Raw genomic sequence first — 15,536 nt, forward strand, 5'->3', positions numbered from 1 at the left:
ATTGTGAGGTGTGGGAACGGGTCGTCGCAGCTAGGACGGCGAAGACGTGCTGACCACCGTCTCGTCACCCGTTCGTGACCGCTTCGTTATGTGTCCGACGTCACACGTGCGCAGGATCACAGCCACGGCGACGAGCACGAGAACGCCCGTGGTCGGGTAGACCGTCTGCAGCGCCACGCCCTCGAGTCGGTTGGACGGCGGGAGCATGAAGGTGCCGATCGCGTAGACGTCGCCGGGCGCCACCCAGAACCAGGCGATCTGCGGCAGGCTCGCGACGAGGGGCAGGAGCCAGGCGAGCGGGTTCGAGGCACGCAGTGCGACGTCCATGCAGACGATGACCAGCGGCAGGAGCCATACCCAGTGGTGGCCCCAGGAGAACGGGGACACGAGAGGCGCTGTCAGGCCGATGACGATCAGGCCGAGGAGCGGCAACCCCCGGCGGTGAGCCGCGGCGCCCACGAGAAGGCCGGCCACGCAGACGGCTCCGGCGATGACGATCCAGAGCAGCGTCGGCGCCTCGGTCATCCCGAACCACCTCGGTATCGACGCGCGCAGCGACTGGTTGGCGCCGGACGAGATGTCGCCGATGCGGGACGAGTCGGAGATGGCGCCGAACCAGTAGGTGACCGCGTCGGAGAAGAGCACGACGAAGCCGAGCAGCACCGTCGCCGCCGCGGTGACGACGCCGACGACCAGTGCCCGCCACTGCCGTGTCAGCGCGAGGTGGACCAGAAACAGTCCGGGAGTCATCTTGATGCCGGTGGCGATGCCGACTCCGATGCCGCGGAGCCGGCTGCCCTCGGGCCGCGACAGGTCCCACAGCACCAGCGCCAGCAGCACGAGGTTGATCTGACCGAGCCAGATGGTCATGCGCACCGGTTCGAGCCACGTGAAGACGATGGACAGTGCGGCGCTGACGATGCGGAGACTGCGGTCGTCGCGGAAGCCGAGGACCATCCAGCAGGACCGGACGATCAGGTAGAGCAGCGCGATGTTCCCGAGCCAGAAGACGATGTTGGTCGCTGCGGTGGACATCACCCCGAGCGGCGCGAACACGAGCGCCGCGAACGGGGGATAGGTGAAGGGGAGTTCGCCGACCAGATCGTGGGCGTACAGCGGGGACGAGTCGAGCACCGTCGCTCCGCCGGCGCGGTACACGAGAGCGTCGATACCGAACTGGAACAACCCGAACTTGGGGACGTCGAACGGGATGAGCCGATCGTGCGCGACGAGCGCCACGGCGGCACCGATCACGGTGAGGGCGACGAAGATCCTGTGTGATCCGAAGGTGCGGTCATCGGATTTCTTCAGTATCACGCACAGGATGGTAGACCGATCCGACGTGTATCACCCCTCGGGCCACGCCGAGAAGGAACCGTTCGTTCTGTTGAAGGCGCGCTTCGCGGTCAGTAGCGCGTGGCCACGAACGGCGCGTCCGAGTCGACGATGTCCTTGCCCAGCGGCATGAGCGACACCGGGATCAGCTTGAGGTTCGCCAACGCCAGCGGGATCCCGATGATGGTGACAGCCATGGCGATCGCGGTGAGGATGTGCCCGATGGCCAGCCAGATTCCTGCCACGACGATCCAGATCACGTTGCCGATCACCGAGGCGACGCCCGCCGTGGGCTTGTCCACCACGGTCCGGCCGAAGGGCCACAGGGCGTACACCCCGATGCGGAAGGCCGCGATACCGAACGGGATGGTGACGATGAGAATGCAGCAGACGATGCCGGCCACGAAGTAGCCGAGAGCGAGCCACAGGCCGCCGAAGATCAACCAGATGACGTTCAGCAGCAGGCGCATGCGACCAGTATGCCCGGTTCCGCCGTGTCAGTGCCGGGCTCGGCGGCCCGACCGCAGGGCGTGGATCAGGCCGAGCAGGAACCCCAGCGGGCACAGCATCGCCGAGAGATAGATCCACAGTCCGGGCGGATCGTCCCAGACCAGCAACGTCACGAACATGACGACGATCGCCAGCAGTCCCAGCCCGAAACAGACGAGGGCGGCGACCAGGAGCGCCGGGGTTCCGGTACGGGGAGAGTCGGTCACGAGACAGCACACTATCTCTCCGGCCTTCCCGGCCTGATGCCCCGACCGGCCTCCGGCCTGCCCGCCGCCGCCCCCGCGATATCGAGGTGCTCGTCGTTGGCGCAGCGGAGTACCATCGACTCATCGCGTCCCGAGCGCCAGGGCCCGTCATGGGCGGCGGTCACGGGCGCGATTATTCATGTGACGCGATCAACGAGACGAATGGGTGAGATCGGTGCCGACCGGCAAGGTGAAGTGGTACGACGTCGACAAGGGTTTCGGCTTCCTCTCGCAGGACGAGGGTGAGGACGTGTACGTCCGATCGTCCGCGCTCCCGCAGGGAGTCGAGGGCCTGAAGGCCGGCCAGCGCGTCGAGTTCGGCATGGCCGCCGGACGCCGCGGACCCCAGGCGTTGTCGCTGAAGGTTCTCGACCCCGCGCCCTCGTTGCGTCAGGCGGGTGCCACCGCCCGCCGCGATCAGCCGACCGCCCGCAAGCACACGCCCGACGAGCTGCACGGCATGGTCGAGGACATGATCACGCTTCTCGAGGCCACCGTGCAGCCGGAACTGCGCAAGGGCAAGTACCCCGACCGTAAGACCGCCCAGAAGATCTCCGAGGTGGTCCGGGCCGTCGCCCGCGAACTGGACAGCTGACCCGGGCGGTCACTCCCAGCGGCCGTGCGTGCGCCAGTGCTCGAACTGGGTGACGAGGGCGTCGATCGTGCGACGATGAGCGTCCGACAGGTACGCCCCGACTCCGTCTCGCCATCGCTTCCGGACGGCATGTCCGGTTCCCTCGAGCATCGTCCGTCGTCCGTGCACGTCGACAACCGCGACGACAGGTCCCCCCTCGTCGTCGGGCTTCGTGCGGAACGACTCGATCGTGTCTCGGGGAATCACGACTGTGACGTCCTTGCTCCGCTGAACCTCGAGTCGGTCCGCGTACACGACGGTTCGCTCGTACGGAGCCCTTCGGCCCGTCCACACGAGCGGGGCGGCGAACACGAGTGCGGCGACGCTCCACCACCCCGAGGTCCACATCCACACCGTGTTGGTCGCGACCACTGTCACCGCTGCCACGACGACGACCACGGTGACGTCCCGTTGTCTCGTGGCGTCCAGCGGGCTCATGACGAACTCGGTCAGTGCTCGGTCCTCCGCCACGCGAGCCCGCAGTGTCCTAGAGGGCCGTCGTGGTGGCGATCGACCAGATGGCGTGGCTGACGATCTCCTCCTGGTCGGTGTCGACGTCGATGACACCGGACGGCAGGCGGACCTCGACGCCGATGAGCACGAGTCCGTCCTCGTTCACCGGCGGAACGGTGAGCGTGTTCCGAGTCCCGGGGGCGAAGTACTCGTCCGATTCCACGACGTCGCCGGAATCCGGGTCTCCGTAGACGCTGGCGAAGCCCCACGGGTTCTCCGAGATGGCGCCCGGCAGGGACAGCTGCAGCGGATGGCCCTCGCGCACGGGCATCGTCGCGGTCGTGCCCTCGTAGTCGCAGAGTGGCTCCTGCACCGGGCAGTACCGGAACGGTTCCACCTCCTCGTACCGGCCGTCGGCGTACGCGGACACCCGCGGGGACTCCTCGGGGGCGTCGAGGATCGCCTTGCCGACCACCAGCACGAAGGCGACGCCGACGACGGCGACCAGTGCGGACAATCCGTACAGCATCTTCCGTGTCGTCATCGCGGAGCGTCCTCGCCCGCGGGCGTCCGGTCTGCGTCCTGATCCACTCGGGGGATCCGACCGGTGGCGTGGCGCAGTTCGCTGCCCGCCACCTCCTGGTCCGCTCGTACGGGTCTCTTGCCGCCGAAGCCCGGAAGCAGCGAGCCGCCACGGTGGGTCACGAATGTCTGCACCAGGCCGATCGTAAGGACTACCGACACCACGGTGAAACCGAGCCAGTACTCGGTGGGGAGCAGCACGCCGAACGTGCCGCCGATGACCCAGCTCAGCTGCAGCACCGTCTCGCTGCGCCCGAAGCCGGACGCGATCGACTCGGGAGGCAGGTCGTTCTGCAACGACGCGTCCAGTGACACCTTCGCCAGCGCGCTCGCACCCGACGCGACGAGCGCCGCGAGGGCGGCGGTGAGAAGACTGTTCGTCAGGGCCGCGATGATCGCGACCGCAGTGACGGCCGCGGTGCAGCGCACCACCAACACCGACGGACGACCGAGTTTCACTCGGGCGCCGGCAGCGTTGCCGCCGAAGTTGCCGAGTCCGGCCGCCGCGCCCACCAGCGCCAACATGAGTGCCTGCTGGAGCGGTTCGTGCTCGGTGCGGGACTTCGCCACGAACGCGACGTACAGCGTGAGGAAGCCGGTGAGTACGCGAATGGTGCCGTTGCCCCACAGCCCGGTGAGGACGTCGCGGCCCAGAGGTTGCCGCCGTTTGCTGGGCGCCGGGACGATACCGATCGCGCCGGTGGTCGCCTCGGCGTGGTACCCGAGCGTCGCGGGCACCTCACCCTCGGTGACCTCCACCCAGGACGGGATGCGCATGGAGAGATACGCGCCGAACACCGTCACGGCGAACGTGAACCACAGTGCCCCGGCAGAACCCAGTGCGAACGCGATGGCACCCGCGACCGCTCCCGCCGAGATGGTGCCGCCCAGCAACCCGAACACGGTCAGCCGGGAGTTGACGCGGACGAGGTCGATGTCCGGTGGCAGCACCCTGGGGGTGACGGCCGACTTGAGCACCGAGAACGACTTGCTCAGGACCATCATCCCGAGTGCGGCGGGATAGAGGAGCCAGGTGTCGAAGTTGAAGACGAGCACGACGGCGAGGATCGCGCGCAGGACGAACGAGGTGGCCAGCGCGATGCGGCGACCCTGTTGCAGGCGGTCGAGCATGGGCCCGATCAGGGGCGCGATGATCGCGAACGGGGCGATGGTGATGAGCAGGTACAGGGCGACCTTGGTCTTGTCCTCGCCCGTCGCGGCGGAGAAGAACAACGTGTTGGCCAGCGCCACCGCCATCGCCGCGTCCGAGGCGAAGTTGGCCATCGTCGCGTAGGTCAGCGCCGTGAGACCGGACTTGTCGGCTCCGTCGGCGGTAGCGGCGCGCCGGAACGTCGCGATGCCCTTGCCCGTGATCTCGCGACCACGCATCGCCGCGACGCGGGTGACCGTCAGCTTGCGCGGTACGCGGGGACGGCGGGGACCGGTGTCCTGGTTCGGCATGCGGGTCGTCGGGTCGGGCGACGTGGTCGGGTCTGGTGGGATCGTCTCGCCCGAGCCGGCCGTCGGTGGATGCAGCGGAGGCAGCGGCGATCGACGGGGTGGGAGTCGCTCGGACGGCGAGTAGTTGTCCCATCCCGGATGTCGCGAACCGGGGCGCGGATCGTCGGGACCTGTCACCCCGTCATTGTCCCCCACCTCGGGTCGGGGAGTGTGGGCGACTCGCTCGGCAGGGGCGGCGTCCCTCGGTCACCGTGGTCGGAACTCGACCTCGAACAGAGTGGGCCACAACTTGCCGGTCACGAGGAAGCGTGACGTGCCGGGGACGGCCGCGATGCCGTTGAGGACGTCGATTCCGGAGGTGTCGTCCAGCGCGGCGCGCAACGGCGATGCGTCGACGATCGCCGTCACGGCGCCGGTCGACGGATCGATCCGCACGATGTCGTCGGTCTTCCAGATGTTGGCGTAGACGCCGTCCGCGGTGCACTCCAGTTCGTTGATCGACGTCACCGGCCGCTCGCCCTGAGTCACACGCACGGTGCCGGTGGGCTCGAAGGTGACCGGATCTCGGAAGGTGAGGGTGTCGGTGCCGTCGCTCATCACGAGGCGGCCGCTCGATCCCGCACTCGACTCGTCGAGGCACAGACCCCAGCCCTCGCCGTCGTAGTCGACGCGTCGCCGCTCCAGCAGTGTCTCGCGATCTCGGGCCACCGCGATCCCATCCTGCCAGGTCAGCTGCCACACCGTGTCGCCGGCGACGGTGATGCCCTCGCCGAAGAGCGGTGCGGGAAGGTCCGCCTCCGTGAGCACGTCACCCGTCTCCCGATCGGACGCCGTGACGCGGGAGCGGCCCTCGCGGCCCGTCCCCTCGAGCAAGCGGTCACCGTCGATCTCGAGACCCTGGGTGAAGGCGCCGGTGTCGTGCGGCGACGTGCCGACGATCTCGACGTCGAAGCGGGGCACGTCCGCGGCGGGCGGTGCGGGGTCCGGCGCGCATCCACCGAGCACCACCGCGGCGGCGACGGTTCCGGACGCGATCGCGCGGCCTACTCTCGATCCTGAACGCAAGAGACCCGAACGCATGCGGCCATCCTGTCAGGCCCGGTGGGCGCACGACGCGAGCCGATGCTGCAAAATAGGGGTGTGAGTGCCCCTGTCGTGACCGAGATCCCCCCGCTCCTCGCCGACGCCGTGTCTACGGCGCAGGCCGCCGTTCTGGAGTCGGGCGAGGGCCCGGTCGGAGCCCACCTCGGAGTCGAGGCCGTCGACGAGGCCTCTGCGATCCATCGCTTCGCGGCCGACCTGCCCGGATACGGCGGCTGGCAGTGGGCGGTCGTCGTCGCAGCGCCCCCGGGCTCCGTCACCGTCACCGTCAGCGAACTCGCCCTGCTTCCCGGTCCGGACGCCCTGGTGGCGCCGACATGGGTTCCGTGGGACGAGCGCATCCGGCCCGGCGATCTGGCTCCGGGTGACCTGCTGCCGCCGCGCCACGAGGACGTCCGACTGGTGCCGGGGTACCTGGCCACCGGCGATCCCGCCGTCGACGACGTCGCCCTCGAACTCGGTCTCGGTCGCAAGCAGGTCATGAGCCGCGAGGGTCGGCTCGAGGCCGCCGAGCGGTGGGCCGAGAGCGACTTCGGTCCCGATTCCCCGATGGCCAAGGCGGCGCCGGGCACGTGCGTCACGTGCGGTTTCTATCTCGCTCTGCAGGGTTCACTGAGCGCTGCGTTCGGCGTGTGCGGGAACGAGTTGGCTGCGGACGGACACGTCGTGCACGCGGCGTACGGCTGCGGTGCGCACTCGGACACCGAGGGGCCGACCGGCGCTGGATCGCCCGCGTACGCCGCCTACGACGACGGTGCCCTGGAGACCACGCCGACCGAGAACACCGAGCCCGAGAGCACCGAGGCCGCCACCGAGCCCGCGGAGTCGTCGTCGACCCTCTGACCGACCCCTTCGGAACGGAGGCGCTGCGCGAGTCCGTTCTCGCAGCCTGGTCGTCGTCGCCCACCCGACTGCGGGAGGATGCGGCCACGGAGGCCGATCTGGTGGTGGGGGGCTACCGCGATCGCGTGATCACGGAGCTGGCGCAGAACGCGGCCGATGCCGCTGCCCGCGCCGACGTTCCCGGTCGCCTGGCTGTGTGGTCCGTCGGCGACACGCTGCACGTCGCGAATGTCGGTGTGCCGCTGTCGATCACCGGGGTGCAGGCGCTGGCCGCGCTGCGCGCGTCCGACAAGACTGCCGAGCACGCCACGTCCGTCGGGCGTTACGGCGTCGGGTTCACCGCCGTCCGTGCGGTGTCCGATCGCATCGAGATCCGATCCACGTCGGGCTCGATCGTGTTCGACGGATCGAGGACGCGCCGCGAGATCGCCGCGCGTGGGCTCGGCGAGCCCGAGCAGGGCGTTCCCGTCCTCCGGTTGCCGTGGGCGTCGGACGACGTGCCGACCCCGGGCTGGGACACCGAGGTCGTGCTGCACGGCGTCGTCGACATCGCCGAGGTGTTGTCCGCCGCTGCCCGCGAGTCGATCGACCTGATGCTCGAACTCGATGCGCTGCAGTCGATCTCCATTGGCGGGACCGAACTGGTGCGCGAGGTGTCGTCGGGTCCGGGGGCCTGGACGGACGTGCGGGTGGGCGGCCGACGATGGTGGCGCGGCGACGCGGCGGCTGCACGCTGGTTTCTCCCGCTCGAGGACGACGGCCTCACGCCGGACGCACCCGCGCCACTGACGCGGGACGTGCTGCGTGCGCCCACCAGATCCGATGAGGTCCTGACGATTCCGCTGCTCCTGGTCGCGGACGTCCCCCTCCAGCCCGACCGTCGACGGGTTCTTCCGGGCGCCGATCTCGCGGTCGTGGCGACCGGGTATGCGGCACTGGTCGCCGACCTGCCGGCGTCTCATCGGGCCGCCGCGGTACCGCGGCCGGGGCTGCCGGCGTCCGAGGTCGACGAGGCGGTCCGCGCGGCGCTCGTCCGCGACCTGGAGTCGGCCGACTGGGTGCCCACGACGGCGGGCCGGGCGGTGCGTCCCGCGAACGCCGCAGTGGTGGAATCGATCTCGGCCGAACTGGCCGAGCTCCTCGTGGACGTCGTGCCGGGTCTGGTGGCACCCGAGGCATCGGATCGCGCGTCGGCGACGGCTCTGGTGGCTGTCGGTGTGCGCCGGCTGGGACTCGCGGGCATCGTCGAGAGCCTGTCGGGGGTGTCGCGGCCGCCGACCTGGTGGCACCGCCTGTACGACGCACTGACCGAGATCGTGCACGACTCGGCGGACGTCGACGAGTGTGCGGCGCTGCCGGTTCCGCTGACGGACGGCCGCACCGTCACGGGTCCCCGCACGGTCGTGCTGGTGGACGGCGACCGTCTCGGCTCGGTCGGGTGGGCACGTGTGGTGCACCCGGACGCCGCCCATCCCCTGCTCCGCCGCGCGGGAGCGCGGACCGCTCGTCCGGCCGACCTGCTCGCCGACCCCGCGTTGGCCGCGATGCTCGAGGATCCGGACGACGTGCCGGAGGAACTGGTGCACGACGTGCTGACCCTCGCGGGAGCCGTCGGCGGCGAGACGAGGATCGGCTCCGTCGGGTCGTTGCCGTTGCTCTCCTCGGACGGCGAGATGCGGGCGGCGGACGAACTGCTGTTGCCGGACTCGCCGTTACGGCGAGTGTTGCAGCGGGACAGCCCGTTCGGCGTGGTGGATCGATCTGTCGTCGATCGGTACGGCGCGGACGCCCTGCGGGTGGTGGGCGTGGGTCACGGCTTCGGCGTGGTGGTGGACGAGACACCCGCGGGTCCCGACCACGACCTCGACGACGAGGAGGCGTGGTGGGACAGTCTCTCCGGTGAGCCCGGTCCCATGGTCGCCGTGCGTGATCTCGATCTGGTGGACGAGGCGCACTGGGCGGACGCGCTCACCCAGATCGTCGACGATCCGGTGACCGCCGCGGCGGTGCGGGACCGGACCGGCTACACCGCCTGGTGGCTGCGTCGTCACGCGCGGGTGAACGAGACACCGCTGGGGTTGCTCCGTCTGCCCGGCGACGACTCCCTGCGTGGACTGCTGGACCCCGTCGACCATCCCCGGGCCGCCGAGTTCGCTGCGGCGCTGGCGGGTCCTGCGATCGACGACGCCGACACGGCGGCGGATCTGCTCGCCGCGGCGGCCGATCCCGATCGTGTGGTGTCGCCCGCGGTGGCGATCCGGGCCCACACGCTCCTCGCCGAGGCGGTGGACTCCGGGCGGGTGGATCTGCGCGACATCGATCCGCCCGAGGCGGTACGTACTCTCGCCGGCAGCGTGGCCGATCACGCCGCGGTGGTCGTCCTCGATCACCCGCGGTGGATCGCCCTGGTACCCGTCGACCGAGCCGTGCTCGGCTCGACGGCGTCCGCCGACACCCTCGCGGATCTCCTCGACGTGGAGACGGCGTCCACGGCGCTGAGCGTCGAGATCGTGTCGGTGGGGGAGCGGGTGACGGTGGACACCCATGCCGTCCTCGCGGCCGCACGGGCGATCTCGTCGTGGGCGGTCCCGGACGTCGTCGTCCTGCACGACGACCTGGTGGTGCGGTGTCGCGGCACCGTGCGAGTGGAGCGAGCGGTGCCCTTCTGGGTCACCGACGACGGCGAGACGCACGTGTCACGGACGGTGCTGCCGTGAGCCCGGACCGGGATGCCCTCGACTGGATGGTGGATCACCGGAGCGCGGCGGGGACGGACGTCATGACGGTGGTCACCACGGTGGGCAACACCGCGGGCGTCGCACTCGTGACGGTGGTGGTCGCGCTGGTGCTGGTGCGCCGGGGGCACCGACATCTCGGGCTGGGCCTCGTGGCCACGGTGTTCACCGGATGGCTCCTCATGAACGCTCTCAAGTACGCGATCCGTCGGACCCGGCCGCCGGTGCCCGAGCGGCTGGTCGACATCTCGACCTACTCGTTCCCGTCCGGTCACGCCATGGTGTCGGCAACCTTCGCGTCGGCGTTCATCACGCTGCTGGTCGTGCTCGGCGCGGTCGACAGTGCCCGGAAACGAACGAGAGCAGCGGCCGCCGTGGTCACGGCGGCAACGCTGCTCATCGGGTTCTCCCGCGTCTACCTCGGGGCGCACTGGCTCAGCGACGTCGTCGTCGGCTGGCTCCTGGGGGCCCTGGTCGGTGTCGCGGGTATCGCGGTGGTGTCGCGACTCAGTGGTCGCGCTGGGCGATGACGAGAAGCTCGTCACGCATCGCGGGGCTGCCCACGTTGTTCGCGCGTGCGTAGAGATCACGCAGTGCCCGAACGTGGCGGCGGCGGTTGAGGAAACTTTCGACGTACTTCACTTCTATCTCTCCGGACGTTGCTCGAGTAGCTGAACTGACATAACCGATTCTCCACGTTACGTCCGTGTTACTCAACCTCGACGAGGGTGAGTTCCAGCACGTCAGAAGGTGTTTTCGAGCTCAAAACCTGTCGCCAGGGTCACACCTCGGGCGGGTGCACGAGCCCCTTCTGAGCCGTGCGTCGGCCGCGGCGAGCAGCCCGGCGTTGCAGTGCGAACAGTCCGAACCCCAACGCGCCCAGAGCGGTTCCCGTCCAGCAGACCGCGGCCGCGCCCGAGAAGGAGTCGACCACCGAGCACAGGACGGCGGCGACCAGGAACAGCAGAGTCCCGGCAGCGAGCACCGGAGCGGGATCGGTCACGCGCGGTGGCAGTCCGGGCGGGGTGGCGGGGGTGGGGCGCACGGCGCCGACGCTACCCGCGCCCCTCACCGGGTCATGGCCTAGTCTCCACTTCATGTCTCGCGCGACGTCTCTCCTCGACTCGTACTTCAAGATCACCGATCGCGGATCGACCATGTCCGCCGAGGTGCGGGGAGGCGTCGTCACGTTCGTCGCGATGGCCTACATCGTGGTGCTGAATCCGCTGATCCTCGGCAGCTTCTCGCCCGACGACGCGGCGGCCAAGACCGACGTGCTGGGCGACATCCTCCCGGTGCCCCAGGTCGCCGCCGTCACGGCACTCGTCGCCGGCGTCATGAGCATCCTCTTCGGTGTCATCGCCAATTACCCGTTCGCCATCGCGGCCGGGCTCGGCATCAACACGCTGCTCGCCGTCACCATCGCCCCTCAGGTCACCTGGGCCGAGGCCATGGGGCTGGTCGTCATCGACGGCATCATCATCGTGGTGTTGGCGCTCACCGGGTTCCGCACCGCCGTGTTCGAGGCCATCCCCAGCGAACTCAAGGCTGCCATCGCGGCGGGCATAGGCGCCTTCATCGCGCTCATCGGACTCGTCGACGCAGGCTTCGTGCGTCGGGTGCCGGACATCGCCGGCACCACCGTTCCGGTCGGCCTGGGCATCGACGGGTCGATCGCGTCGTGGCCGACGGTGACATTCGTCTTCGGTCTGCTTCTCATGGGCATCCTCGTGGCGCGAAAGGTGCGCGGCGGGTTGCTGATCGGCATCGTCGTCACCACCGTGGTGGCCGCGATCATCGAGGCGATCACCGACACCGGTGCCTCGGCCGGGGTGAATCCGAAGGGCTGGAACCTCAGCGTGCCGGCGCTGCCCGACGTCGTCGTCGATCTCCCCGACCTGTCTCTCGTGGGCAACGTCGATCTGTTCGGCGCCTTCACTCGCATCGGCGTCCTGGCGGCCAGCCTGCTGGTGTTCACACTGGTGCTGGCCAACTTCTTCGACGCCATGGGCACCATGACCGGGCTCGGCAAGGAGGCCGGGCTCGCGAGCAAGGACGGCACGCTGCCGGGCGTCGGCAAGGCGCTCGTCGTCGAGGGTGTCGGCGCGGTCGCGGGAGGCGCGGGTTCGGCGTCGTCGAACACGGTCTTCGTCGAGTCGGCCTCGGGAATCGCCGAGGGTGCGCGCACCGGCCTCGCCAACGTGGTGACGGGCGTGCTGTTCCTCGCCGCGATGTTCCTGACGCCGCTGTACTCGGTGGTCCCCATCGAGGCGGCCGCACCGGCCCTCGTCGTGGTGGGCGCGTTGATGATCGGGCAGGTCGCCGACATCGACTTCACCCAATTCCACGTGGCGCTGCCCGCGTTCCTCACCATCGTGGTCATGCCGTTCACCTACTCCATCGCGAACGGCATCGGCGTCGGATTCATCACCTGGGTCGTCCTCGCCGTCGGTCGCGGCAAGATCCGCAGCGTCCACCCACTTCTCGGCATCGTGGCACTGCTCTTCGTCGCGTACTTCGCCCTCGGTCCCATCACGGACGCGCTCACGTAGTCGGCGCAGATCCGCTGCTCGCGCGGGTCGTTCAGCACCCGCACGTGCCGTATCCTGTGGCGATGCCTCAGGAACTGCGTGCGTTGGCCGGCGACCTCTCCCTCGCTGTCGTCCGTATGACGCGGCACCTGCGAGGCCGCCGCACCAGCCAGGTGACGCTCACGCAGCTCTCCGCTCTCGCGACGCTGGCACGCGAAGGCGCGATGACTCCGGGCACCCTGGCAGCGCGCGAGCGCGTGCAGCCGCCGTCCATGACGCGCGTCGTCGCGTCCCTGGGCGATCTCGGATACGTGGACCGCATGCCCCACCCCACCGACGGTCGTCAGATCATCGTCTCGCTGTCCGCCGCAGGCCGTCAGGTCATCGACGACGAGGTCAACGCCCGCGAGGCGTGGTTGACCGAACAGTTGCGTGGGCTCGACGCGGACCAGCTCGTGGCGATGCGCACCGCGGTCGACATCATGTCGGCCATCGTCAACGAGTCGGAGTGACGCTCCCCGCCTGACCTCGGGCCTAGGTCTCCGCCACCGGAGTAGATTGGTACTTCGTGCAACTACTTCATCGGCGGACGGACGGGTCCGCGGCCCGGCCCTCTCTGTTCGAGGCGTTGCACTCGCGCAACTACAGACTGTGGGCGTCGGGGCAGATCGTCTCGCTCATCGGCACGTGGATGCAGCGCATCGCCCAGGACTGGCTGGTTCTCGAACTGTCCGGGGGCAACGGGCTCGCCGTCGGCATCGTCATGGCACTGCAGTTCGGTCCCACGCTGGTGCTGTCCGTGTGGGGCGGGGTGCTGGCGGATCGGTACGACAAGAGACGCCTCCTCATGGGAACCCAGGCCGCTGCCGCCGTGTTCGGGCTCGTGCTCGGATTGCTCGACGTCGGCGGTGTGGTGGCGCTGTGGCACGTGTACGTCCTGGCGCTGCTCCTCGGCTGTTCGTCGGCGATCGACGCGCCTGTTCGACAATCGTTCACCATCGAGATGGTCGGTCCCGCACGGCTTCCCAACGCCATCGGCCTCAACTCGATGACGTTCAACCTGGCCCGCATCGTCGGCCCCGCCATCGCCGGTGTGGGCATCACGCTGGTCGGCACCGGCTGGGTGTTCCTCGTCAACGCAGCCTCGTTCGCCGCGGTGTTCGGCGCCCTGGTCGCCATGCGGCCCGCCGAATTGTTCACCGTCGAGCGTGCGCCGCGTCGGAAAGGGCAGGTGCGGGAGGGATTCCGCTACGTCGCGGGGCGGCCGGATCTCTGCGTGCTCCTGGCCACCGTGTTCGTCGTGTCGACGTTCGGCATCAGCTTCCCGCTGAGCCTGTCGGTGATCGCGCGCAACACCTTCGACAAGGGTGCGGACGCGTACGGATTCCTGTCGACGGTGCTCGCAGTGGGCACCTTGATCGGCGCGACGCTCGCCGCCCGGAGACGCGGCACCCCCGGGATCCGTCTGTTCGTGCTGTCCGCGGCGGTGTTCGGGATCTTCGAGACTCTGGCCGGACTGATGCCCGCGTTCTGGGCCGTCGCCATCATGCTGATCCCGGCCGGCGCCGTTCAGCTCACGTTCAGCACCATCGCGATGAACATCCTGCAGGCGTCGGTCCCGTCGGACATGCGCGGCCGGGTCATGGGCATCTACATGCTGTGCTTTCTCGGCGGAACCCCGCTGGGCAGCCCGTTGCTGGGCTGGGTCGCCGACGTCGTCGATCCTCGTGCACCGCTCGTGCTCGGCGGGATCGTCTCTCTGATCGCAGGCCTGGGCGCGGCGCTGGTCGTGCGCCGCACCCATGTCGACGATGTCGCGATGCCCGACGTCGGGGTCGACGAACCCCGAACCGTCTAGAAGAACCAGCCGATCTGGGGCTGGCTCGGGGTGCCGAACGCGAGATCGAACTCGTGCAACGCCTTCTCCGACGTCGACGCCACTCGGCCGGCGGCTGCGAACTGGCGAGCGCGGTGTGCGCCGAGATACAGGCTGCCGAGGACGGACGAGGACACCGTCACGTCGGGGTCGTCGTCACTGCGGGTGACCTCGGCGTGCCCGTCGCGGGTGACGAAGCGATAGGCGCCGCCGGCATGCAGGAACGGATCCTCCACGCCGATCACGAGGTCGGTGTCGATGGCGTACGTCCGCGCCGACAGCGCCGCCGGGACGTCCATCAACCGCACCCACAGGCCGTCCTTCACGCCGGTGACCTGCGGGACACGGCGGTCGGTCAGGAGCGTCAGCAGCGGGTCCCCGACGGGCAGCGTCACCTCGATCGTCTCCACGAGATCGATACCGCACATCACCTGCCAGAGGTCGGAGCGTGCCTCGTCCGTCGCGGCGATGATGTCGACGATGCGGGCCTCCTGCGCTCCCGCGGTCCCGACGCGGTAGCCGCGGCGGAACGCGATGTACCCGTCCGGGTGCACGATGAAGAACAGTTTGGAGAAGCCCCCGCGGGCGTTCTTTCGATCGGCGAAGAACCGGTGCCACCGGGTCTGGGGCATCGGTTGGGCGCCGGGAGTCTGCCGCTGCCACCGGCCGTAGATCTCCGGCAGCAGTTCACGTGCCTCGGCGGACGTGACCAGCCGGGCACCTCGGGGCGGCGGCAGGTCCTTGCGGAACGCGGTGAAGCGGCGGTCGATGGTGTAGTTGACACCCTGTGTGGCGGCGCCGTACCCGAACCGCTCGTAGATGGTCGCCTCGCTCGCCGTGAGCACCGACAGAGGCTTACCTGCATCCTCGAAGCGCTCGTGCTGCGCGGTGAACATCCGGCGCAGGATGCCGCGTCGGCGATGCGTGGGAGCGACCGACACCCACGACACCCCGGTCGCGGGCAGGGTGCAGCCACCGGGGACGGTGACGTCCATCGGGAAGTGCATCGTGACACCGACCGGCAGGTCACCGTCGCACGCCAGGAAGATCTCGGACGAGGCTGTGAGGATCTTGGTCTCCTCCATGTCCTCGCTGTTCTGGTGCTCACCGAAAGCGTGGGCGTCGAGGAGCGCGATGGCGTCCCAGTCGTCCTCGGTGGCGGTGCGGATGGTGATCGTGTCGTCGGTAGTCATCGCAGACGACCTTATCGGCCGCGCCGATGCACCGCCG

General features: G+C 69.3%; 17 protein-coding genes. 7 read left to right on the forward strand and 10 right to left on the reverse strand.

Translation table 11 applies throughout. The features are described from left to right. Nucleotides 1-30: 30 nt before the first annotated feature. The 3 genes from JOE30_RS09400 to JOE30_RS09410 form a co-directional block, all read right to left on the reverse strand. Nucleotides 31-1,317 (reverse strand): glycosyltransferase 87 family protein, encoded by a 1,287-nt coding sequence (locus JOE30_RS09400; protein ID WP_204866284.1) that lies wholly within the window; start codon nucleotides 1,315-1,317, stop codon nucleotides 31-33. A gap of 89 nt (nucleotides 1,318-1,406) precedes the next feature. Beyond that, a complete protein-coding gene (locus JOE30_RS09405) occupies nucleotides 1,407-1,805 on the reverse strand; it encodes a YccF domain-containing protein (RefSeq protein WP_204866285.1) in 399 nt (132 codons plus the stop codon). A 27-nt stretch (nucleotides 1,806-1,832) separates the two neighbouring features. After that, complete coding sequence (locus tag JOE30_RS09410; protein ID WP_204866287.1) at nucleotides 1,833-2,051, reverse strand: hypothetical protein; 219 nt, start codon at nucleotides 2,049-2,051, stop codon at nucleotides 1,833-1,835. Between the two features lie 214 nt (nucleotides 2,052-2,265). Between JOE30_RS09410 and JOE30_RS09415 the strand changes: the two genes are divergently transcribed. Beyond that, complete coding sequence (locus tag JOE30_RS09415; protein ID WP_204870191.1) at nucleotides 2,266-2,685, forward strand: cold-shock protein; 420 nt, start codon at nucleotides 2,266-2,268, stop codon at nucleotides 2,683-2,685. A 9-nt stretch (nucleotides 2,686-2,694) separates the two neighbouring features. Here the strand turns inward: JOE30_RS09415 and JOE30_RS09420 are convergent, their stop codons facing one another. The 4 genes from JOE30_RS09420 to JOE30_RS09435 form a co-directional block, all read right to left on the reverse strand. Next, nucleotides 2,695-3,195, reverse strand: coding sequence for a hypothetical protein (locus JOE30_RS09420; protein ID WP_204866289.1), 501 nt, complete (start codon nucleotides 3,193-3,195; stop codon nucleotides 2,695-2,697). Between the two features lie 16 nt (nucleotides 3,196-3,211). Next, nucleotides 3,212-3,721, reverse strand: a complete 510-nt coding sequence (locus tag JOE30_RS09425; protein WP_204866291.1) for a DUF2771 domain-containing protein — start codon at nucleotides 3,719-3,721, stop codon at nucleotides 3,212-3,214. Beyond that, a complete protein-coding gene (locus JOE30_RS09430; RefSeq protein WP_307806117.1) occupies nucleotides 3,718-5,397 on the reverse strand; it encodes an MFS transporter in 1,680 nt (559 codons plus the stop codon). Before JOE30_RS09430 ends, JOE30_RS09425 begins: the two co-directional genes overlap by 4 nt. Nucleotides 5,398-5,466: 69 nt before the next feature. Then, nucleotides 5,467-6,300: a glutaminyl-peptide cyclotransferase gene (locus JOE30_RS09435; protein ID WP_204866295.1), complete on the reverse strand. Its 834-nt coding sequence runs from the start codon at nucleotides 6,298-6,300 to the stop codon at nucleotides 5,467-5,469. 42 nt (nucleotides 6,301-6,342) lie between these two features. Between JOE30_RS09435 and JOE30_RS09440 the strand changes: the two genes are divergently transcribed. From JOE30_RS09440 to JOE30_RS21285, 3 genes are read left to right on the forward strand one after another with little or no spacing between them, the layout of a single operon-like run. Then, a complete protein-coding gene (locus JOE30_RS09440; RefSeq protein ID WP_204870193.1) occupies nucleotides 6,343-7,164 on the forward strand; it encodes a DUF3027 domain-containing protein in 822 nt (273 codons plus the stop codon). Then, nucleotides 7,161-9,881, forward strand: a complete 2,721-nt coding sequence (locus tag JOE30_RS09445) for a sacsin N-terminal ATP-binding-like domain-containing protein (protein WP_204870195.1) — start codon at nucleotides 7,161-7,163, stop codon at nucleotides 9,879-9,881. The genes JOE30_RS09440 and JOE30_RS09445 overlap by 4 nt, the downstream gene beginning before the upstream one ends. Then, nucleotides 9,878-10,429 (forward strand): phosphatase PAP2 family protein, encoded by a 552-nt coding sequence (locus tag JOE30_RS21285; protein WP_204866297.1) that lies wholly within the window; start codon nucleotides 9,878-9,880, stop codon nucleotides 10,427-10,429. The genes JOE30_RS09445 and JOE30_RS21285 overlap by 4 nt, the downstream gene beginning before the upstream one ends. On the opposite strand, the gene JOE30_RS21505 is transcribed toward JOE30_RS21285, so the two are convergent. Together JOE30_RS21505 and JOE30_RS09455 are read right to left on the reverse strand one after the other, a co-directional pair. Next, nucleotides 10,407-10,541 carry a hypothetical protein gene (locus JOE30_RS21505; RefSeq protein ID WP_275581294.1) on the reverse strand — a complete coding sequence of 45 codons (135 nt, stop codon included), beginning with the start codon at nucleotides 10,539-10,541 and terminating at the stop codon, nucleotides 10,407-10,409. The genes JOE30_RS21285 and JOE30_RS21505 overlap by 23 nt on opposite strands. A 139-nt stretch (nucleotides 10,542-10,680) precedes the next feature. Then, entirely contained in the window at nucleotides 10,681-10,944 is a 264-nt protein-coding gene (locus JOE30_RS09455) for a DUF2530 domain-containing protein (RefSeq protein WP_307806120.1), read from the reverse strand. A 52-nt stretch (nucleotides 10,945-10,996) separates the two neighbouring features. On the opposite strand from JOE30_RS09455, the gene JOE30_RS09460 reads away from it, so the two are divergent. The 3 genes from JOE30_RS09460 to JOE30_RS09470 all read left to right on the forward strand — a co-directional run bounded on the left by JOE30_RS09460 (nucleotide 10,997) and on the right by JOE30_RS09470 (nucleotide 14,288). Next, nucleotides 10,997-12,451 carry an NCS2 family permease gene (locus tag JOE30_RS09460; protein ID WP_204866299.1) on the forward strand — a complete coding sequence of 485 codons (1,455 nt, stop codon included), beginning with the start codon at nucleotides 10,997-10,999 and terminating at the stop codon, nucleotides 12,449-12,451. Between the two features lie 62 nt (nucleotides 12,452-12,513). Then, nucleotides 12,514-12,942, forward strand: coding sequence for a MarR family winged helix-turn-helix transcriptional regulator (locus JOE30_RS09465; protein WP_204866300.1), 429 nt, complete (start codon nucleotides 12,514-12,516; stop codon nucleotides 12,940-12,942). Nucleotides 12,943-13,046: 104 nt separating this feature from the next. Further along, a complete protein-coding gene (locus JOE30_RS09470; protein WP_204870196.1) occupies nucleotides 13,047-14,288 on the forward strand; it encodes an MFS transporter in 1,242 nt (413 codons plus the stop codon). Here the strand turns inward: JOE30_RS09470 and JOE30_RS09475 are convergent. Then, complete coding sequence (locus JOE30_RS09475) at nucleotides 14,285-15,499, reverse strand: GNAT family N-acetyltransferase (RefSeq protein WP_204866301.1); 1,215 nt, start codon at nucleotides 15,497-15,499, stop codon at nucleotides 14,285-14,287. The genes JOE30_RS09470 and JOE30_RS09475 overlap by 4 nt on opposite strands. Nucleotides 15,500-15,536 lie beyond the last annotated feature (37 nt).

This window comes from Rhodococcus sp. PvP016 (assembly GCF_017832185.1).
Classification (GTDB): Bacteria; Actinomycetota; Actinomycetes; order Mycobacteriales; family Mycobacteriaceae; genus Rhodococcoides.

Coding starts and splice junctions, on each gene's coding strand:
- JOE30_RS09405 (WP_204866285.1), bottom strand. CDS start 1,805: ATGCGCCTGCTGCTGAACGTCATCTGGTTGATCTTCGGCGGCCTGTGG.
- JOE30_RS09425 (WP_204866291.1), bottom strand. CDS start 3,721: ATGACGACACGGAAGATGCTGTACGGATTGTCCGCACTGGTCGCCGTC.
- JOE30_RS09435 (WP_204866295.1), bottom strand. CDS start 6,300: ATGCGTTCGGGTCTCTTGCGTTCAGGATCGAGAGTAGGCCGCGCGATC.
- JOE30_RS09440 (WP_204870193.1), top strand. CDS start 6,343: ATGCTGCAAAATAGGGGTGTGAGTGCCCCTGTCGTGACCGAGATCCCC.
- JOE30_RS09460 (WP_204866299.1), top strand. CDS start 10,997: ATGTCTCGCGCGACGTCTCTCCTCGACTCGTACTTCAAGATCACCGAT.
- JOE30_RS09465 (WP_204866300.1), top strand. CDS start 12,514: ATGCCTCAGGAACTGCGTGCGTTGGCCGGCGACCTCTCCCTCGCTGTC.
- JOE30_RS09475 (WP_204866301.1), bottom strand. CDS start 15,499: ATGACTACCGACGACACGATCACCATCCGCACCGCCACCGAGGACGAC.